The following is a 20978-nucleotide window of genomic DNA, read 5'->3' as shown; positions in this document are numbered from 1 at the left end:
AGCGGCGCATACATAAAATACAATGCCATTGACTGATAACAGTATTAAGTCAGTCAATGGCACTGCTAAGAAAAAGACAATAAGTAGCGTGTTGCGCCTTAAAAATTCTTACGCACCGACCGTTTTTATCATTCACCCATCTATAGTAAATAAAGTATAAACTGATTCGCCAACACTTAAATCCATATTCACATGCTAGTTTGCTCAGCCCAATTAGCATGCTTTAAAAGATGATATTTTTATTAGAATAGAGCGACTGAAGAACATCTAGTCTGCGCGAAACATTGATAAATGCACCTTGAAAAAGAAATCAATAAGTCTATATAAATTAAAGACGTCCAATCGTTTTGGCAACAACCATATGTTCTTTTTCAAACCGATTCTAAGGTCAAATTTTAGGTGTAATTGACATCAATACTTAACTTTACGTTTTCCTTTTAGGCATCTGGGATAAAGACACATTTCAGAGCGACTAAGGCCACTTCAAAATCTAAAGTTCCAAAACTCCCTACAAATTACTCAAAAAAAGTGTTGATAAAAGTATACAGCTGATCAAGAATGATAATTGTTATCATTAAGATTACAGGTTAATTTTTTAGCACTATTTAATAAGTATAAAGTCGCCATGCGGCAGAGGTTCATTTAAATGAAAAAACGTAACATAGCTTTGGCACTTGCAGCCACTTTAGCACTTGGCGCTTGTGTTGATGATGGTGAAGATGGTTTAAACGGCACTGATGGCACTCAAGGCATCAACGGTGCTCCGGGCACAAACGGTGTTAGTGTATTTGTAACACGTAACGACGTTGTTAAAACTAATGCAAACATCGCGTACGCAGCTTACGCTGATTCACTTATTTCAGTGGTTGAAATGCGAGACACTCTCGAGTCATTCATAAACAACCCGACACAATCATCATTTACACAAGCTAAACAAGCTTGGTTAGCCTCCCGTGAACCGTATGGTCAAACTGAGGTTTACCGATTCAGAATCGGACCAATAGACGCATTGGCCGCAGACGGCTCCATTGGCGACGATGGCGACGGTCCTGAGGGAAGAATTAATGCTTGGCCACTTGGTGAAGCACTTATCGACTATGTTGCGCCTGTTGTTGATGGTAACTCTGGCCCCGAAAGTCCGGCAAACGTGTTAAATGGAAACATTATTGCGAATGTAGAAGATTATCCGGTAATTGACAAAAGCACTATTGAGTTGGTATTTGAATTTGGTGAGGACGAACGTAACGTTACAACGGGTTACCATGCCGTGGAATTTTTACTGTGGGGCCAGGATCTTAATCAAGACCAAAGCGGCGCTGGTGAACGTGATTCTAGTGGCGGCCAACGTCCTTTGTCTGATTTTTTCACAACTGACAATGGAAACACCAACGCTTGTACTTCAGGCCAAATTGGCGTAGTTGAAACCCTATGCGAACGCCGCGGTCAATATTTGTTAGCGGCTACAGACATACTAATTGATGATCTGACTAAAATTGTCGAGGCTTGGGAACCCGGTGCTGGTGTCCATTATATGGCATATGTTGATGGCGGTGATGTGTCATTAGCAAAAATATTTGAAGGTATGGGACGTCTAAGTTTTGGCGAATTAGCCGGAGAAAGAATCAATATTGCCCTGACAACAGATTCACAAGAAGACGAACATTCATGCTTTAGTGACAATACTCATCGCGATATTTTTCTAAATGCAAAAGGGGTTCAAAACAGCTTTTTAGGCACTTATACTCGCATTGATGGCGAGGTGATCGAAGGTGCTTCGCCCTTCGACCTAATGGTAGTTGAAGGTCATCATGAGCTGGCTAATAAATTACGTGGCTCGCTTGAGACAACAATGTCAAAAGCTGCTGTTATTGATACTAAAGCCAAAACCGGGACACCTTTCGATCAATTGATTCAGGAAAGTGTTGAGCAACCAAACATCATTGCGGTCATTGAAGGGTTAGTGCAACAAACTGATGATATTGAACAAGCCATCACCGCATTGGGCATTACTACTAACGACTTAAGACAAGATACAGGTGAAGAGATTGGAGGCTAACACTTTTAACTAAGTAGCACGACATTGTTGAATATTAGGTATTAGGGGCTTAGCCCCTTTTGCCGTTCCTTACGCCAATTAACTATCGTTGAGTTGATTGCCTTAAGTAACAGCAAAAAAGCTAAATTAGATTTGCATAACAATCGATATGGCTCATCGCTTTATAAGTTTAAATAACTTAGCGTATCACTAGAAGAGTTCTTGTATGACAGCAGTAAGAAAGACCAATATACCTGCACAACTGATGAGTTGTGCTTTTATATTTTCACTTACCTTATATGGCTGCGGGGGCGGAGGTTCATCAACAGAAACCCCAATACCTGTGCCACCTTTGCCACCTCCATCAGCACCACCAACACCTGATCCACTTGATCATAGTGGCTTACCGCCACTTTCTTCTAACACGCCAGAAAATACTGAATATTTAGCAGGCGGTAATGCAACGTTATTTATTTCAAATGAAGATGCATTCAGTACTCGTCCAAATCCGATTAAAGAAAATTTCAGGCTGGATGGTAACTTCACTCAGGGCGACCACATTTTTAGAACGCCACACGCAAATGCAGGCCCTCTGCTGAACACGAACAACTGTCAAGGCTGTCATTTGAACGATGGCCGTGGCGTATTGCCTAAAACTAACAGTGACCCACTAACCAGTGCGTTGGTTAAAATAGGTGATGCATTTGGAGAACCTGATCCTATGTATGGTTCACAAATTCAAACCTTTGCCATTCAAAGTTTTGATACGTCTGATTTTGAATCAGGTTGGCCAGTTTTTGATGGCTCAACTAATGGTGATCAATTATTTGGTGAAGCCTTTACAGAAATACACTATGAAAACATCACTGGTACCTATCCAGATGGTGAATCTTTTAGCTTACGTAAGCCAGTATATAAAGTTCGAGACAACAGTTTTGGGCCTTTTGTTGAAGACATTCGGTTTTCTGTACGCGTTTCGCCTCAAGTATTCGGTGCTGGTTTGTTGGCTGCCATTCCTCAGGAAAACATATTAAAGCTGGTTGATGAAAATGACGCAAATGGCGATGGGATCTCGGGTCGCCCTTCAATGGTGACAGACATTATTACAGGACGAAAAGTACTCGGCCGCTTTACTTATAAAGCACAAACACCAAGTGTGTTGCAGCAGGCTGGAGCGGCCTATCAGGGCGATACTGGTGTAACAAGTAGCTTGTTTCCTGATGAACCCTGCATGCAAAGCCAGTTGTCTTGTGCAGCGGTCGCTGAGCTAGAGAATAAAGTCGGCGATGAACATGATATAGCTGATCGTCAACTGGCATTAGTTGAATTTTACAATCGTGTTTTAGGGGTGCCAGCTAGACGAGGCTATGAGAGCTCAAATCAGGTTTGGGATGCACAATTGGTCACCGGACGTAAACACTTTTTTGATGCTGGGTGTGCAAGTTGCCACACGCCTAGGCACGTTACAGGCGAAGCACCGGGTAGTGTCCTAGGAGAGATAACATTAACCGGTTTGGAAGAAAATGCAGCCCCCATAGATATACTTTCACAACAGACAATTTTTCCATATACCGATTTACTGTTACACGATATGGGAGGTAGTTGCCAAGTTAGCAGAGAACTAGCTGACCGCAGTCAGTGCTCTGAAGGCCAGACATGCTTTTATGTGCAGCGCTGTGAAGGTTTAGCGGACGGCCTAATCCAAGGAGATGCAAGTGGTTCTGAATGGAAAACACCGCCTTTGTGGGGTTTAGGCTTGGTACAGACGGTTAATCAGAACGCAACCTTTTTGCATGATGGCAGGGCACGAAATATTGAAGAGGCGATCTTATGGCATGCCGGTGAGGCAGAGAGTACGAAGAGTCGTTTTATGCAGATGACATCGCAGCAACGTCAAGATTTGTTAGCCTTTTTAATGTCACTTTAGTGGAATAGTAATGTTTGAACGAATGACAAAAAAAATCAGAAAATCGGCGACTAGTTACACAGTTTTTATTGGAACTTTAATGTTATTTGGATGCGATACACAATTTGAAAGTGCAACTGACTCCCCTATTGATGAACGTATTACGAGTAAATTAAGTGTGTATAAACAAAGTGATTTTTTGATACCTGAATTTGAGCAAAGTGAGTGGTTGCCTGCTGGAGGCATGACCGCTAAACAGTTTTCAAATAGAACCTATATTGATACAGGTAGAAATTTGAGCGGGAAACAACGTTTGGATTTTTGGACTGGGTTCTCACTCTTTCGAGATCCATGGGTCATTGCGCCAAGTTCTACCGAAGATCGAGACGGATTGGGCCCTCTGTTTAATACTCGTTCTTGCATAAGCTGTCATTCAGCTGGGGCGAGAGGCCCTGCCGCAGTTGAAGGGGAATCAACGCCCTCTTCGTTGGTTGTTCGTTTGGGATTGCGAGATGAAAATGCGACTCAAGCAAGCCAACTACAAAAAGTAAATGCTTTTTTCTTAAGCCGCACTTATCAATATTACGGTGAACAAATTCAACCTAGAGCTATCAAAATATCGCACCCAAGTTTCGAGAATGAACTAAAAGGAGAAGCCAAGTTAAACCTTAAATACAAACGCAAGATTGGTCAATACGCTGACGGCACTAGTTACACATTACGCAGTCCCTCATATCAACTAACATCACTCGCTTTTGGTGAGTTAGGTGCAAACGTAGGTATCTCTCCAAGGTTAGCTCCGCCTGTTTTTGGCGCCGGTTTATTGGACGCGATTGATGAACGGGACTTACTTGCCCAAGAAGATATTAATGATCGCGACAATGACGGTATTAGCGCTAAATACAACATAGTAAACAATGCTGTGGGAAAATTTGGACTTAAGGGTAAACATGCGACTTTACGGCAACAAGTCGCTGCTGCGTTTCGAGATGATATTGGTATTACCAATAATATATTTTCATCTGAAACCTGCAGTCAGTTTGAGGATACGTGCCACAAAGCCTCTAAATTAGGAGGTCACAAGTCAGTTGAAATACCCGATAAATTGATGGATTTGGTGGTTAAATTCAACACCTATTTAGCCGTTCCTCCCGCACGTAATTTAGATTCAAAAAATGCACGCGCAGGCAGAAGTATTTTTTACCAAGCAAAATGTGACGTTTGTCACAAACCAAATTACACCACGGGTCAACAATACCCAATTGCCGAGCTTGCAGGTCAAAAAATATGGCCGTATACCGATCTTGCTCTACACGACATGGGTGAGGATTTAGCCGACAATGTAACTGAAAATAGCGCGACTGGAAGAGAGTGGAAAACCCCTCCTCTATGGGGACTTGGCTTAAGGCGCCTTTACAAATCGGACGCAGTTTACCTGCATGATGGAAGAGCACAAAGCATTGAAGAAGCAATTTTATGGCATGGAGGCGAAGCGACTGCGAGCCAACAGCATTTCACTCAACTGGACGCTAACGCGCGCGCTCAGTTGTTAGCATTTTTAGATTCAATTTAGGAGTAACATGTCAATGATTTCATTAGGAAGTACAAATCAATACAAATCACCGTTCGGCGGCAATAAAACGGTCATCGCAGCGCTCGCTGTTCTGTTTTTAAGTGCATGTGGCGGTGGTGGTGGTAGTGACACACCAACGACACCAGCACCTGCTCCTGAAGTTGTACCGGTAACTCCGCCAGCAACCATCGATTTACCTGCTGAATTTACTGTCTACTTAACTGGTTTAGCGGACGGCATCGTTATTCCTGCTTATCAGTCAATGCAAGCTTCTGCTAATGACTTAATCACTGCTACATCAACATTTTGTGCATTGTCATCTCCGACCGTGACGCAATTAGATACCGTTCGCGATAAATGGATAGTTTTGAACCTAGATTGGCAGCAAGTGCAATGGGTCAAAGTGGGGCCAGTAGTGAGTCAAAACAGGCTTTTTCGTATCCAGTTTTGGCCTGATAATAATGATGCTGTGAGCCGCGGCGTATCGAATTTGCTGCTTCAAAGCAGCACAGTATCAGCCGACGATGTGGCCAGTCAAAATGTCGGCGGTCAGGGCCTTCCGGCATTGGAACTTTTGCTATTCCCGAGTACTGAGAATGAAAATCTAATTCAGGCTGAAAATAGAGACAAACGCTGTGAAGTTGCAACTGCAATTAGTCAAAACTTAGTTAATATTACAACCGACATTAACACGGAGTGGAGCGCGACAGGTGGTAATTACCGTAATCAACTTATTACCGGTACGGGGGAATTTACTTCTATCACCGATGCAGTTGAAGAGTTAACAACCAACTGGCTCGAGGCATTAGAAATAGTTAAAGATGAAAAAATGCTGTTGCCGTTAGGAAGTGAAAGCCCGGGCAATGTCGGTATTGCTGAGAATACATTGAGTGATCAATCACTGGCTAGCATAGAAGCAAATTTGCAGAGTTTTGTTGACTTATATAGCAACGGCGACAACAAAGGTTTTGATAGTATTTTGACTAATACACTTGATCAAGATGCAATTAATACGCAGATGTTAACGGCGATAAACGCAATGCTAATTCGTATCAAACAGATTAATCAAGATTATGATTCTTATTCAGCGGTGTTGGCCAGCGAACAAGGCAGGCAACAAATTGACGCTTTAATTGAGGAGATAAGAGTAACACGCGACCATTTATCAACAGGTTTTATTCAGGCCTTAGACATAAACATTGGCTTCAACTCTAATGACGGTGATTAGGATCCGTGCTTATTTTATGTGCTTGAGATACTCAAGAATTTAGTGCAATCAAATAAAGGAAAGGAAGATTAATTGTGGTAATTAAGAAAGACGCTACGCCCCATTTGACTCGTTATCTAGCATTGACAATACTCGGTTGCATGGCCTTTTCCAGTGTCAATGCTGCGGATGACGTGTCCATTAAATCGATTGAAGTAATACAAATTTTTGGTAAAAAAAATTCACTTAAAACTGCAACCGGTTCAGGTCATGTGCTTACTGAAGAGGCGCTAGAGCAATTTGAATTTGATGACATTCATCGCGTACTGCAAAGCGTTCCTGGTGTTTACATTCGCGAAGAAGATGGTTATGGGTTAAGGCCAAACATAGGTTTACGCGGTGCGACCAGTGAGAGGAGTAGTAAAATTGCCTTAATGGAGGATGGTATCTTACTGTCGCCCGCACCCTATTCGGCTCCTGCTGCATATTTTTTTCCGATTGTGTCGCGAATGACCCAAGTTGAAGTTTTAAAAGGACCCGCTGCTATTATATATGGGCCAAATACCGTCGGTGGTGCCATAAATATGGTTTCACGCAGTATTTCTGAAGATTACAATGGGCAGGTGGATTTTGCTGCAGGCCAGCAAGATTATCGTAAGTTTCATGCTTTTTATTCTGGTACCTCACAAGAGCTTGGTTTTTTAATCGAAGGCATTAACCTCCATTCAGACGGCTTTAAGGAATTGCAGAATGGTGACTCAACCGGCTTTGCTAAAAATGAACTTATTGGAAAGTTAAAATATACACCCAGCGATAGCCACTACAAGCAGAGTTTTGAGCTTAAAGTTGGGTATTCTGATGAGGTGTCTAATGAAACCTATTTAGGTATGACCGACGCAGATTTTAGGGCCAATCCGTATTTACGTTATCCAGCCAGTCAGAATGATAAGTTTGATTGGGAGCATTTTCAGATACAAGCGTCGCATTACGTTGAGTTAAATTCAAAAACAACCCTATTTACGCAAGTCTATCGTCGTGACTTTAGCCGTGATTGGGACAGGTTGAATGCCTTTGCTGGAAATAGAACAATTGAAACGGTTTTGCGATCACCGGATACTGGTTTGAATAGCTTGTTTTACGCTGTTTTATCAGGACAGCGCGATTCACTTACCGACGATGAAGCGCTACAATTCACCTTAAATGATCGCACTTTTCTCTCTCAAGGTGTTCAGTCTAAGATATATTGGGATCTTGAGCTTTACGGCATAGATATGACTGTTGAAGCAGGCGTTCGGGTGCATCAGGACCAAGTTGAACGCTTGCACAGAGCGCGTCTATTTAACTTGGTGTCTGGCGAATTAGTTTTTAGTGGAAGACCAGAGTCAGTGCTTACTGAAAATAAGGATAAAACAACCGCAATTGCTGGCTACCTTAACTCCAAATTCTACATAGATGATTTAACTCTGTCAGCAGGTGTTCGTGTTGAAAAAATAGATGGTAAAGCACAAGACTTTTTGCTGCAAACTACGTTTAGTAACGACGATACCGTTATACTTCCTGGCATTGGTGCGTTTTACCAATTGAACGATAATGTAGGTATTCTTTTTGGCGTGAACAAAGGTTTTGTGCCAAATAGTCCAGGACAAGCCGATAGTATCGAGCCAGAAGAAAGCTGGAACTTCGAATTTGGCTTACGCTCAAACTATGCTGACTGGCAGTTTGAAACCGTTGGATTTTATAGTGACTACAGTAACTTAAAGGGTACTTGTACTTTCTCTAGTGGATGCACAACTGCGTTAAATCAGGAGTTTAATGGCGGTCAAGTAGATATATACGGTGCTGAATTAAGCGCGTCTGGCGATATTAGCTTTGACAATGGTTTAAGCTTACCCATTTCGTTTGCCTATACCTACACACAATCTGAATTTCAAAATACTTTTCAATCTGATTTCTCGCAGTGGGGCAGCGTCAGTAATGGTGATGAATTACCTTATTTGCCAGAACATCAACTTAGCATTCAAATATCACTGCAAGCGGAAAAGTGGGAGTTTGCAGCATCATTTAAATTTGTCAGTGAAATGCTTGAATCTTCTGGAGCAGGAACGGAATTAACAGGCGTTAGCACAGTGTCAAATGATCAACTCGATCTATCTGCGTGGTATCAATATAACCAACAAATGAAACTATATCTGAAGTTAGATAACGCAACTGATGAAGCACAAATTGTATCTAGAAGACCTTTTGGAGCGAGGCCCGGCAAGCCTAGACAAGTTATTGCAGGTGTGAAATATCGTTTTTAGTTTATGCTTAAACTTTGCCTTGTAAACAAACGTGTCAACGTTAATTCTTAACCAAAAAGTACAAAGATTCGAACTTAAATCAGTTGTGAACGAACACCCGTAATAGGAAATAGTAAATGAATAGACGCCAGTTTTTATTGGGTAGCACTCAATTAGCTTTTGCAAGTTGGGCATTGTCAGGTTGCCAGAAGTTGGGCTCAAGCACTTGGTTGGTCAGTGCTGTTAAAGATAACGATGGTAAGTTTGCAGTTGTAGCAATTGATCATGCAGGTAAGCTCATCAATAAAATTGCTTTACCCGAAAGAGGACATGATTTACTCGCACTACCCCGTAAACCCGGTCATGCAATAGTATTCAGCCGTCGTCCAGACCGTTTCGCAATCGAAGTTAACTTTGCTGAAGGCAAGGTTGTTGATTCATTTACAAGCCAGAATGATTCCCACTTTTACGGTCATGGTGTATTGTCCTCAGACGGCAATTTCTTATTTACAAGTGAAAATTTATACGAAGCAAAGCAAGGAGTGCTTGTCGTTAGAAATACCGACAATTATGCAGTAGAAGCACGATTTAATTCACATGGTATTGGTCCACATCAGCTGAAATTGATGCCAGACAATAAAACACTGGTGATTGCTAATGGCGGCATTTTAACGCATCCAGATTTCCCACGTTTAAAACTTAACCTCGACTCAATGCAATCAAACCTCGCATACATTAACAGTCAAAACGGCGAACTACTAAATCTAGTTGAACCATTAAATAAGCACCAGAGTCTCCGTCATTTAGATGTAAGTTTAAAAGGCGATGTCATTGTTGGCGCTCAGTATCAAGGTAAAAACAATCAAGTTCAGCCATTAGTCTTTTTACATCGCCAAGGTAATCAAATGTTGACGGAATTTGAGGCAACTCAGGAGCAATGGAGAGATATGCAGCAATATACAGCGAGCATATTGGTTGCAGGGAAACAGGCCTATGTCACTTGTCCACGAGGCGACAATTTGTATTTTATGGACATCGAAGCACATAAAATATTGAATTCGCAAAAAATTAGCGATTGTGCGGGTATTGCCAAATCTAGTTTGGGGATTACTGTGAGTAATGGTTTTGGACAGATAACCAGTATAAAAGGCCAAGTCAACAACCCTCAGGTTAACAATCATCAGTTTAAAGGCCTTCATTTTGATAACCATATGATTACCATTGATAGTGCATAGGAAAATTAAACGTACCCTTCTTTAACGTCCACCTTAAGAATACCTGAAAGCGCTTCAACTTCCGCTTCCAAGTATTCGCAACATTCTTCCTGCATAAGCAATAAAGACGGCTTAAGCCTTTTCTGTCTGTCACCATCGCTTGCCGATTTTACTAAGCTCAAAGATAGATATTAAGGTGAAAACTTAATATCTATCTTTTCTCTAACTTGTCGACCCAAATATGGCCTAATTTAAAAAAATAATTTCTGATTAGCGTAAACTTTTCGCGACAGACATCCATTTTTTTGCAAATAAATAATAGTCATAATACGAATGAGTCGTATTGTGATTATTATCTTATTATGTATACTCCTTCACAAAGTAGTGCACATAACCCGTATTTTTTGGTCAGAAGACTTGGAGAAATAAAATTGAAATTGAAGTTAACAGTCATTGCAACAGCTGTATTAATAAGCAATATTGCATATGCTCAGAGTGAAAAAGACATAGAAGTGATCGTCGTAAAAGGACAATACCTTTCTATTAACGAGTCAAACTCAATCAAGACGCCTACTCCAATTATTGACGTTCCGCAAAGCTTATCTATTTTTACGGCAGATCAAATAAGTGAACGCGGGATCACCAGCATAGGCCAGATGATAGACTACACGCCGGGCGTAAACAATTCCCAAGGTGAAGGACATCGTGATTCCATCGTGTTTCGCGGGAACCGTTCAACAGCAGATTTTTACATAGATGGCAACCGAGATGACGTCCAATACTATCGCGCGCTTTATAACGTGGAACAAGTTGAAATATTGCGCGGCCCAAATGCGCTGTTGTTTGGCCGCGGCGGCACTGGCGGCATTCTAAACCGTGTATCAAAAAAAGCACAAGTGGGCGAGAATTTTAATGCTTATAAAGCATCATTGAACTCATTTGGCGGATTTAACCTTGAACTTGACTCCAATTTCGATACGAGCAACACATCTTCAATCCGCATAAACGCAATGTATGAGAGCTTAGAAAATGATCGTGACTTTTTTGACGGTGAGCGATATGGGTTTAATCCAACTGCTCACTTAGAACTGAGCGATAATACCACGGTTGATGTGTCTTATGAGTATGTTAATCATCAGCGATTTATAGATCGCGGAATCCCCACAGGAACCGATGGAAGACCTGTAGAAGCCCTCAAAGATATCGTATTTGCCGATCCTAAAAATAACTATCATGAATTAGAGGCGCATATTTTTAGAGCCAATATAGCGCATCAGTTTACTGATAACATCAAAGGTAATTTCAGCGCGTTTTATGGCGATTATGATAAGGTTTACGCGAATTTTTATGCTAGCGATTATGACCAAAACACCAACATCGTTGAGTTAGACGGCTATATTGATAACACTGTGCGCGATAATCTAATTTTATCGAGCAATATGATTGCGGAGTTTCAAACTGGGAATTTTGAACACACATTGATCGTGGGTGCTGATTTTGTTCAGACAAACTCAGACCAAAACCGCTTTAACCCTGTGTTTAGCTCGACGGTTGATGATCGTGAGTTTTTTATTGCCAGTAGGCCAATTTCTTTAAGAGGTTTTACTGGAGTTAATGCCAGCGGTGAGAGTTTCACTACGGACTTTACTGATTTAAATGATGATACCCGAGTAGGCTTAGATGTATTTTCACTGTATCTTCAAGATGAAATTGAAATTTCTGAAAACCTAGATATTATCATTGGCGCACGTTTCGACAGCTTTGACATAGAGGTATTTAATGCCGTTCCAAGCTCTCTTGAGACACGCTCACGCAAAGATGAACAAGTTTCACCGCGCGCTGGTATTATTTACAAACCTCAAGAAAATGTATCAATCTATGCGAGCTATAGCGAATCATTTTTACCTCGTAGTGGTGAGCAATTTGCAAATATTAATGGTAGTAATAATCAACTTGATCCTGATACTTTCGCCAATCAAGAGATAGGAATAAAGTGGGATTTTGCCGACGGTCTGAGTTTAACCGCTGCGCTATTTGAGAATGAACAAAGCTCGCCGCAAGTAGCAGATAACGACCCTTCAACCCTAGACATAATTGATTCTGAAATATCAGGTTTTGAACTGCAACTCGCAGGACAAGTTACCGATGCATGGTCTGTCTCCTTTAACTACAGCACGCTAGACGGAGAAATAGTCGACCGCAACGGCGGCACAGGACGGTCACCACGAGAAGTACCAGAGAGTAATATCTCTATTTGGAATACTTATCAAATTAATGATGTTATGGGTCTCGGCTTAGGCGCAACTTACCAAGATGAGAGTTTTATCGACAATTCAAATACGGCAATTTTACCAAGTTATACGCGGGTTGATGCATCCGCTTATTACGATGTCAGTGACACTATGCGTATTCAACTAAATGTTGAAAACTTAACAGACAGGTTGTATTACCCAAACTCACACTCTACTCACCAAGCGACAGTTGCTGCACCTTTTAATGCTAGATTATCGATAATCGGCGCGTTCTAAACCGATGAACAGGGCCACATTTCCTGGCCCTGTTCAATTAAACTCCCTTAGGTACCTCTATCAACTAGTGTTAAGAATAATTTTTTCTGCAAAATAACTTCTTCAACTCATACTGGTTTTTGGGTTGTGAGCTGCCCCAACATTAGGCGCTCATGCAATAAAAAATGACATGTGCGCGAGCGTCGACCGCGGTGTGGGCCGGATCATCGATTACTACGGACCGGTCCAGGCCCAACGCCTCCAGCTCCAGCATCACCAGCGTGCCGGTGGTGTATTGGCTGAGCGTCTGGCTAATGCGGATGCGGATCTCCTCGCTGGGTTTGATGTCTCCGTGCAACAGATGCGACTGGATTAACTTCTGCGTAACGTTCATGCTCATGATCTTCCTCCCAACTTTGATAGGATTACGGGATCACGCAGAGTTAATGTAGCAATCCTATTTTCAGCGCGGCAAATTAGAAGCACCCATCAAAAACTCATCCGCCGCACGCGCGGCCTGACGACCTTCACGGATTGCCCATACGACCAGAGACTGGCCGCGCCGCATGTCCCCCGCGGCAAATACTTTGTCGACCGAGGTCTGGTAGCAACCGTCGCCATCGGTGGTTGCTTTAACGTTGCCGCGCCTGTCTTTGTCGACAGCGAATGCGTCCAGCACTTGGGTCACTGGCGACACAAAACCCATCGCCAGCAAAACCAAATCCGCTTTCATTTCAAATTCAGAATTTGGCACCTCCTGCATCTTGCCGTCTATCCATTGGACGCGGGCTGCAATGAGCTTCTCGACCTTGCCGCCCTTCCCTTCGAAACGCTTGGTGGCAACCGCCCAATCCCGGTCGCAACCTTCTTCTTGTGACGAGGAGGTACGCAACTTGATCGGCCAATACGGCCATACCAACGGCTTATCCTCTTGTTCCGGCGGTTGCGGCATCAGCTCAAATTGCGCCAGGCTGGCTGCGCTATGACGGTTGCATGTGCCTACACAGTCTGAACCGGTATCGCCACCACCGATAACAACCACGTGCTTACCGTTAGCCATGATCTGGTTATTGAGTTTGTCACCTGCATCCACCTGATTTTGCTGGGGCAAGAATTCCATCGCAAAATGGATGCCTTTAAGCTCACGACCAGGCACAGGGAGATCGCGCGGCAATTCGGCACCGCCTGCAAGGATGATGGCATCAAAATTTTGTTCGAGTTGCTTCGGCGAGATGGCTTTTTTGGTCCAGTTGATGATGTTTGACGGAAAATCTTCGCCGATCAACACACTGGTGCGGAACTGCACGCCTTCGGCTTGCATTTGCTCAATGCGGCGGTCGATATGCGATTTTTCCATCTTGAAGCCCGGAATGCCGTAACGCAGCAAACCGCCAATCCGATCGTTTTTTTCGAACACAGTCACATCGTGACCGACACGCGCGAGTTGCTGGGCTGCAGCCAGACCAGCTGGGCCGGATCCAACCACGGCAACTTTTTTACCCGTTTTGAAGGCCGCTGGTTGAGGCAGTACCCAACCGTTTTTCCAACCTTTGTCGATGATGAAATGCTCAATTGATTTAATGCCAACCGCATCGTTGTTGATGGCAAGCACACAGGCAGATTCACACGGTGCAGGGCAAATGCGGCCGGTGAATTCGGGGAAGTTGTTGGTCGAGTGCAGTGTCTCTAACGCTTCGCGATAGTTACCGCTGTAAACCAGGTGATTCCAGTCGGGGATGATGTTGTTAACCGGACACCCGGTCATGCAGAACGGGGTACCGCAGTCCATGCAGCGCGCACCCTCTGTTTTCGCTTCTATATTTTTCAGCGGCAGAATGAACTCTTTATAGTTCTTGACACGTGAATCGGCTGGTAAATACGATTCTTTCTGACGCTGAAATTCCATAAAGCCGGTTATTTTACCCATTGCCTACCTCTGTCTTATCTAACTCTCCTTGCCAAAGAGAGGGTTCGGGGTCAAATACCCCATACTGACCTTCCCCTAAAGGAGAAAGGCACTGGTGGAAAAAACTTATATTGCGGTTTTTTCTTTCTGCCGAATAGCCACTCGCGCCAGACTCATCTCACTCAGCGCGCGCTTGTAATCGCTCGGGAATACTTTAATGAATTTGTCGCGCCCATTGGACCAGTCATCCAGCAAATCTCGCGCGCGCGTGCTGCCGGTGTACTTGAAATGGCGCTCAATCAGGCGCTTTAGAATCGCTTCGTCAGTCTCACTTTGGTCACCGCGCAGCAAGCTATGCCAAATCGAGCGATCGACTTTCGCTTCTTGCTCGGCGCGGGCGAGGACAGGTTCCAGCGTGACCATTGCCATATTGCATTTTTTGGCAAAATCACCGTTAGGATCCCACACGTAAGCGATACCACCCGACATACCGGCGGCAAAGTTGCGGCCTGTATCTCCGAACACCACCACTGTGCCGCCCGTCATATATTCGCATCCATGATCGCCGACACCTTCAACCACTGTAATGGCGCCGGAATTGCGCACTGCGAAACGCTCCCCAGCGACGCCGTTGAAAAATGCCTCGCCGGCGATCGCGCCGTATAACACCGTGTTACCGATGATAATATTGTCGTCTGCCAAACCGAGAAACTGTGTATTCGGACGGACAATAATGCGCCCGCCCGATAAACCTTTGCCGACGTAATCATTGCCTTCGCCGACTAGATCTAGCGTAATGCCATGCGCCAGAAACGCGCCGGCCGATTGGCCTGCAGTCCCTAGCAACTGGATGTGAATGGTATCGTCGGGCAAGCCTTCGTGTCCGTATTTTTTTGCAACGACGCCAGACAGCATGGTGCCAACCGTGCGGTTAACGTTACTGACAGGCAAAGTGAACGAGACTTTTTCGCCTTTTTCGAGCGCTGCTTTCGCTTGCGCGATCAGTTGATGGTCAAGCGCTTTTTCCAAGCCGTGGTCTTGCTCCTCCGTGTGATAACGAGGTACCGATACAGGTACTTCCGGCTGATAGAAAATCTTGCTGAAATCAAGCCCCTTGGCCTTCCAATGCGTGATCGCTTTTGACTTGTCGAGCAAGTCGACGCGACCAATCAATTCATCAAACGTGCGTATACCGAGTTGCGCCATCAACTGCCGCGCTTCTTCGGCTACAAAGAAAAAATAGTTGACCACGTGTTCTGGCTTGCCGGAGAACTTGGCGCGTAATAGCGGGTCTTGTGTCGCGATACCGACAGAGCAGGTATTGAGGTGGCACTTACGCAACATAATACAGCCTTCAACCACTAGCGGCGCGGTTGCAAAACCGATCTCGTCCGCGCCCAGCATGGCCGCAATGACAATATCTCGGCCGGTTTTCATTTGGCCATCGGCTTGTACCCTGATGCGGCTGCGCAATCCGTTCAGCACCAGCGTTTGCTGAGTTTCCGCCAAGCCCAGTTCCCAGGGTGTTCCCGCATGTTTGAGTGAAGACAATGGCGTTGCGCCGGTGCCGCCATCATGACCGGCAATCACTACGTGATCAGCCTTGGCCTTGGTGACGCCGACCGCGACCGTACCAACCCCGACTTCGGACACCAACTTAATGGAGATCGACGCGCTAGGGTTTACATTTTTCAAATCGTGAATAAGCTGCGCCAAGTCTTCGATCGAATAAATATCGTGATGCGGCGGCGGCGAAATCAAGCCCACGCCCGGCACCGAGAAACGCAATTTTGCGATATATTCAGACACCTTGTAGCCTGGCAACTGCCCACCTTCTCCCGGCTTGGCGCCTTGCGCCATCTTGACCTGGATTTGATCAGCGGAATCCAAATACGCTGCTGTCACGCCAAAGCGACCCGCTGCGACCTGCTTGATCCTGGAACGCACCGAATCGCCATCTTGCAACACAATATCGGCCTCAATCTGGCCATGGCCGATAACAGATGCCATGGTCTCCCCCTGCTTGATCGGGATGCCTTTCATCTCCTGGCGATAACGGCTCGGATCTTCACCACCTTCGCCAGTGTTGGACTTGCCGCCGATACGGTTCATCGCAACCGCCAACGTGGCGTGCGCTTCGGTGCTGATCGAACCAAGTGACATTGCACCAGTGGCGAAGCGCTTGACGATTTCTTTCGCCGGCTCGACGTCATCCAGCGCGATCGCCTTGTGCAGGTCCAGCTTGAATTCAAACAAACCGCGCAGAGTCATGTGCCGCTTGCTTTGGTCATTAATGATCTGCGCATATTCTTGGTAAGTGCTGAAATTATTGGATCGGGTCGAATGCTGCAGCTTGGCAATCGCATCCGGCGTCCACATATGCTCTTCGCCGCGCACGCGAAACGCGTATTCACCACCGGCATCAAGCGCATGCGCCAATACCGGATCACTGCCGTAAGCTTGCTGATGCAGACGTAACGCCTCTTCTGCTACTTCGACGACGCCGATGCCTTCAATATTGGATGCAGTGCCTTTGAAATATTTGTCGATAAGCGACTTATTCAAGCCGATCGCTTCGAAAACTTGCGCGCCGCAATAAGACATATAAGTCGATATGCCCATTTTCGACATCACCTTCAATAAACCCTTGGCGAGCGCTTTCTGGAAATTTTGGATGGCTTTTTCCGGCGATAAGTCACCGGACAATCTGTTGGCCATTTCCGCTAGCGTATCCATCGCCAGATAAGGGTGGATGGCCTCTGCGCCAAAACCGGCGAGTAGCGCGAAATGATGCGTTTCGCGGGCAGAACCAGTTTCCACCACCAAGCCAGTTGACGTGCGAAAACCCGTGCTAACCAGATGCAAATGAATTGCCGACGTCGCCAGCAAGGCCGGTATCGCTACTTGCTTGGCGTCCACCTTACGGTCGGACACAATCAGAATATTATGGCCCGATTTGATCGCATCCACCGCTTGCGCGCACACCGATGCCAGACGCACTTCCATGCCGCCTTTACCCAGGGCCACCGGATAGCAAATGTTCAGTTCGTAGGATTTGAAATTACCGCTGGTGTGGGCGCTGATATTGCGCAGTTTGGCGATGTCTGCATAGTCCAGAATCGGCTTAGATACTTCCAAGCGCATCGGCGGATTGTTGTTATTGACGTCGAGCAGGTTTGGCCTAGGGCCTATAAAGGACACCAGTGACATCACCATCGCCTCGCGGATCGGATCGATCGGCGGATTCGTCACCTGCGCGAACATTTGTTTGAAGTAGTGATACAGCGGTTTGAGCTTGTCAGACATCACGGCTGGCGGCGAGTCGTTGCCCATTGAGCCCGTCGCTTCTTCGGCATTCAGCGCCATCGGCGACATCAATACCCTGACGTCTTCCTGGGTGTAGCCAAATGACTGTTGACGGTCAAGCAAGGATGCGCGGGTATTTGCTGGTGATGTTTGTGTTTTGATGTCATTGAGCGTGGTTTCGTGAAGCTTAATGTCGTCCAGATTGATGCGCACCGAATTAATCCATGCCCCGTAAGGCCTGGCATTTGCGTAGGTATCTTTGATTTCTTGGTCATCGATGATGCGCCCAGCTTCGAGGTCGATCAGAAACATCTTGCCAGGCTGCAGGCGCCATTTCTTGATGATTCTGGATTCTGAAATGGGCAGCACGCCGGATTCTGATGCCATCACCACCAGGTCGTCGTCCGTTACGATATAGCGCGCGGGACGCAAACCATTGCGATCCAACGTGCCACCGATGCAACGACCATCGGTGAACGCCATAGCGGCAGGACCATCCCACGGTTCCATCATCGCGGCATGGTATTCGTAAAAGGCGCGGCGGTTGTCGTCCATCAACGTATGGTTTTCCCAGGCTTCGGGGATCATCATCATCATCGCTTGCGCGATCGGATAGCCTGCCATCAACAGCAATTCAAGCGCGTCATCGAAGCACGCTGTGTCAGACTGCACGTCGTCAATCAGCGGGAACAATTTTTGCAAATCGTCGCCCAGCACGGTGGATTTCATCACGCCTTCACGCGCGCGCATCCAGTTGACATTGCCCTTGACGGTATTGATCTCGCCGTTGTGAGCAATCAGGCGAAAAGGGTGAGCCAGCGGCCATTCCGGAAAGGTATTGGTTGAAAAACGTTGATGCACCAGTGCCAGTGCGGAAACGCAGCGCTCATCCTGTAAGTCTTTGTAATAAAGGCCGACTTGATCTGCCAGCAGTAAACCCTTGTAAACAACGGTACGGGCCGACATCGAAGGCACGAAAAACGCTTTGCCGTGGGGCAAATCTAGCGCTTGGATTGCGTGACTAGAAGACTTGCGGATCACGTACAGTTTACGTTCCAGCGCGTCGCTCATCGTGATGTCCGGACCGCGACCTATGAAAATCTGGCGGATCATCGGCTCTTTTTCACGCACGGTAGGCGACATCGGCATCTCGGTGTCGATTGGCACGTTGCGCCAACCCAGCACGACTTGGCCTTCGGCGCGAACCACGCGCTCTATCTCTTGCTCGCAAGCGATGCGGGATGTATTTTCCTTCGGCAAAAAAATCATGCCTACGCCATATTCTTCGGGCGGCGGCAGTTCAACACCCTGCTTGGCCATCTCTTCGCGATAGTATTGATCCGGCAGCTGAATCAGAATGCCCGCGCCATCGCCCATCAACTTGTCGGCACCGACCGCGCCTCGATGGGCAAGATTCTTTAGGATGAGCAATCCTTGCCCAACGATCGAATGACTTTTATGGCCTTTGATATGGGCGATAAAACCGATGCCGCAGGCATCATGCTCGTTGGCAGGGTTGTAAAGGCCGTATTGCTGGGCGTGTTTGATTTTGGCTTCGATGCCGTGCTTGTGCTCCATAGCGCACTCCTCATGCATGTTGCGGGAATCCGCTAACCTTTATTATAGAACTGTCTTTCAATTATAACGTATTGCAATGGTTACCTGATACTAAGCCCTGACCGTATTTTGGGGCATTTTTATTGATGCCAAGTTGCATTGCAAGTATCCCTCACTAGCAGACGAAACCAATTTATCATCATTGCTAATGGGTCCTAATTAAGAGTGTAGCTTAACAATCCTATCAATACTTATTAATATCCTCAGTATTTGCTTTGACAAATATCCTTCTAATTATTAAAAGGCAGAACGTTGAGACGATCGCTGCAAATAAAGATTGCTCAAGCACACTGGTATTGATTGAGATAGGTAAGAATCCGAGCCTAATGATCGCCCCTGTTATCATTGTACCTACCCCAAAACTTATAGACACGTATGCAAGGTTCATTATCATCTCTATAAGAATTAAGAATAAGTCCAACACAAGCCAACCATTGCCATTAATAATCGATTTCAAACAGCTTGTCTTCTTAAGCGCTTCACCAAAGCTCAATGTAATCAAGATTAAGGAAATCGTCCACATAATGGATTGAATGCCACCGCGATTTAACAGGCCGTCAATTCCGCCAATACCGGTGTTTATTGAATAGCCATTATCCGTTATCGCGCATTCGGATAATTACTATTGCTGCAATGGAAAGAATCAAAATAGCTATTGCTTCGTACAAAATATTTTCAGGCGCCATATCTTTGCCCTGCAAAACAATCAATCGAGCGATTGCTGTGATAGCAATAAAAATAGGGTAAACAAATGCCGAGCGCGGATCCGAGTAGAATACAGATACCATGCCGATAACCTCGAGATAAAGAAACATTAGCAGTATGTCTGCAAGACTGATGATTTGAGCGACATAAATTGTGTGGATTTCAAAAGCTACGGCTCCGAGCGTCATCACAACGACGATAATTAATATTATCCGCTCAATTAAGTGAAAGATACTAAGCGCCAAAGACCTCTTCCTTTTTCCTGCATTTGACCCTTCAGTATGTTTTATCGTATCAGAGTTGTCGTTTTCGTGACTTTTTTCGTCTAGAGTCATAAATAAGATTCATCCATCTATTAAAGAAGTTTTTTATCTGAATTACTTGCTGCATGGTGGCTGTAACAAGCCAAACCATAGTTAGCACTGAGCGCATCGTTTAGCTGTGTATACTTGCCAAAGTAGGCATCCTAGTCAATATTAGTGCCTTTACCAATATCAACATTTGATACCCATATACCCGCATAAATGCCTCCGTTATTCAATAAATAATAAAAGCTGTTTTTAATGGCAGGGGCGTTTTTTGTTTGGCTCACCCCGTTAAAGCTATAATCAGATAAACCCGCAACCGTGGTCAACCAATCAACTAATTTAAGCCTTAAAAAACCAAAAATTACAATGTAACTATAAATAATTTTTTTTGTGTTGTCATGATTAATTACTTAGC

12 protein-coding genes and 1 pseudogene are annotated in these 20978 nt (G+C 45.0%); 7 read left to right on the top strand and 6 right to left on the bottom strand.

Features of this window, described 5'->3' with window-relative positions:
- The first annotated feature begins 646 nt into the window (after positions 1-646).
- The 7 genes from CXF81_RS03710 to CXF81_RS03680 all read left to right on the top strand — a co-directional run bounded on the left by CXF81_RS03710 (position 647) and on the right by CXF81_RS03680 (position 12742).
- Positions 647-2056, top strand: a complete 1410-nt coding sequence (locus tag CXF81_RS03710) for an imelysin family protein (RefSeq protein ID WP_101180032.1) — start codon at positions 647-649, stop codon at positions 2054-2056.
- A 205-nt stretch (positions 2057-2261) separates the two neighbouring features.
- Entirely contained in the window at positions 2262-3962 is a 1701-nt protein-coding gene (locus CXF81_RS03705; protein WP_101180031.1) for a di-heme oxidoredictase family protein, read from the top strand.
- 79 nt (positions 3963-4041) lie between these two features.
- Positions 4042-5514 (top strand): di-heme oxidoredictase family protein, encoded by a 1473-nt coding sequence (locus CXF81_RS03700; protein WP_101180057.1) that lies wholly within the window; start codon positions 4042-4044, stop codon positions 5512-5514.
- A 7-nt stretch (positions 5515-5521) separates the two neighbouring features.
- A complete protein-coding gene (locus CXF81_RS03695) occupies positions 5522-6742 on the top strand; it encodes an imelysin family protein (protein WP_101180030.1) in 1221 nt (406 codons plus the stop codon).
- Between the two features lie 74 nt (positions 6743-6816).
- Positions 6817-9021, top strand: a complete 2205-nt coding sequence (locus tag CXF81_RS03690; protein WP_232771766.1) for a TonB-dependent receptor domain-containing protein — start codon at positions 6817-6819, stop codon at positions 9019-9021.
- A 116-nt stretch (positions 9022-9137) separates the two neighbouring features.
- Positions 9138-10235 carry a DUF1513 domain-containing protein gene (locus tag CXF81_RS03685; protein ID WP_101180029.1) on the top strand — a complete coding sequence of 366 codons (1098 nt, stop codon included), beginning with the start codon at positions 9138-9140 and terminating at the stop codon, positions 10233-10235.
- Between the two features lie 410 nt (positions 10236-10645).
- Positions 10646-12742 (top strand): TonB-dependent siderophore receptor, encoded by a 2097-nt coding sequence (locus CXF81_RS03680; protein WP_101180028.1) that lies wholly within the window; start codon positions 10646-10648, stop codon positions 12740-12742.
- Positions 12743-12884: 142 nt separating this feature from the next.
- On the opposite strand, the gene CXF81_RS03675 is transcribed toward CXF81_RS03680, so the two are convergent.
- From CXF81_RS03675 to CXF81_RS20590, 6 genes and pseudogenes are all read right to left on the bottom strand, one after another.
- Positions 12885-13121: a hypothetical protein gene (locus tag CXF81_RS03675; RefSeq protein ID WP_101180027.1), complete on the bottom strand. Its 237-nt coding sequence runs from the start codon at positions 13119-13121 to the stop codon at positions 12885-12887.
- 63 nt (positions 13122-13184) lie between these two features.
- Positions 13185-14648, bottom strand: coding sequence for a glutamate synthase subunit beta (locus tag CXF81_RS03670; protein ID WP_101180026.1), 1464 nt, complete (start codon positions 14646-14648; stop codon positions 13185-13187).
- A gap of 105 nt (positions 14649-14753) precedes the next feature.
- Positions 14754-19511, bottom strand: coding sequence for a glutamate synthase-related protein (locus CXF81_RS03665; RefSeq protein WP_101180025.1), 4758 nt, complete (start codon positions 19509-19511; stop codon positions 14754-14756).
- Positions 19512-19989: 478 nt separating this feature from the next.
- A pseudogene (locus CXF81_RS20225) lies at positions 19990-20148 on the bottom strand (Na+/H+ antiporter NhaC family protein); the annotation flags it as partial.
- Entirely contained in the window at positions 20144-20590 is a 447-nt protein-coding gene (locus CXF81_RS03655) for a phosphate-starvation-inducible protein PsiE (RefSeq protein ID WP_101180024.1), read from the bottom strand. The gene CXF81_RS03655 and the pseudogene CXF81_RS20225, both read right to left, overlap by 5 nt.
- Before the next feature lie 131 nt (positions 20591-20721).
- A complete protein-coding gene (locus CXF81_RS20590; protein WP_369828628.1) occupies positions 20722-20889 on the bottom strand; it encodes a TorF family putative porin in 168 nt (55 codons plus the stop codon).
- Positions 20890-20978 lie beyond the last annotated feature (89 nt).

Source organism: Glaciecola sp. 33A (assembly GCF_002836745.1).
Lineage (GTDB): Bacteria > Pseudomonadota > Gammaproteobacteria > Enterobacterales > Alteromonadaceae > Glaciecola.
Note: the sequence above shows the minus strand (reverse complement) of the source record. Positions and strands in the feature narration are given on the sequence as shown.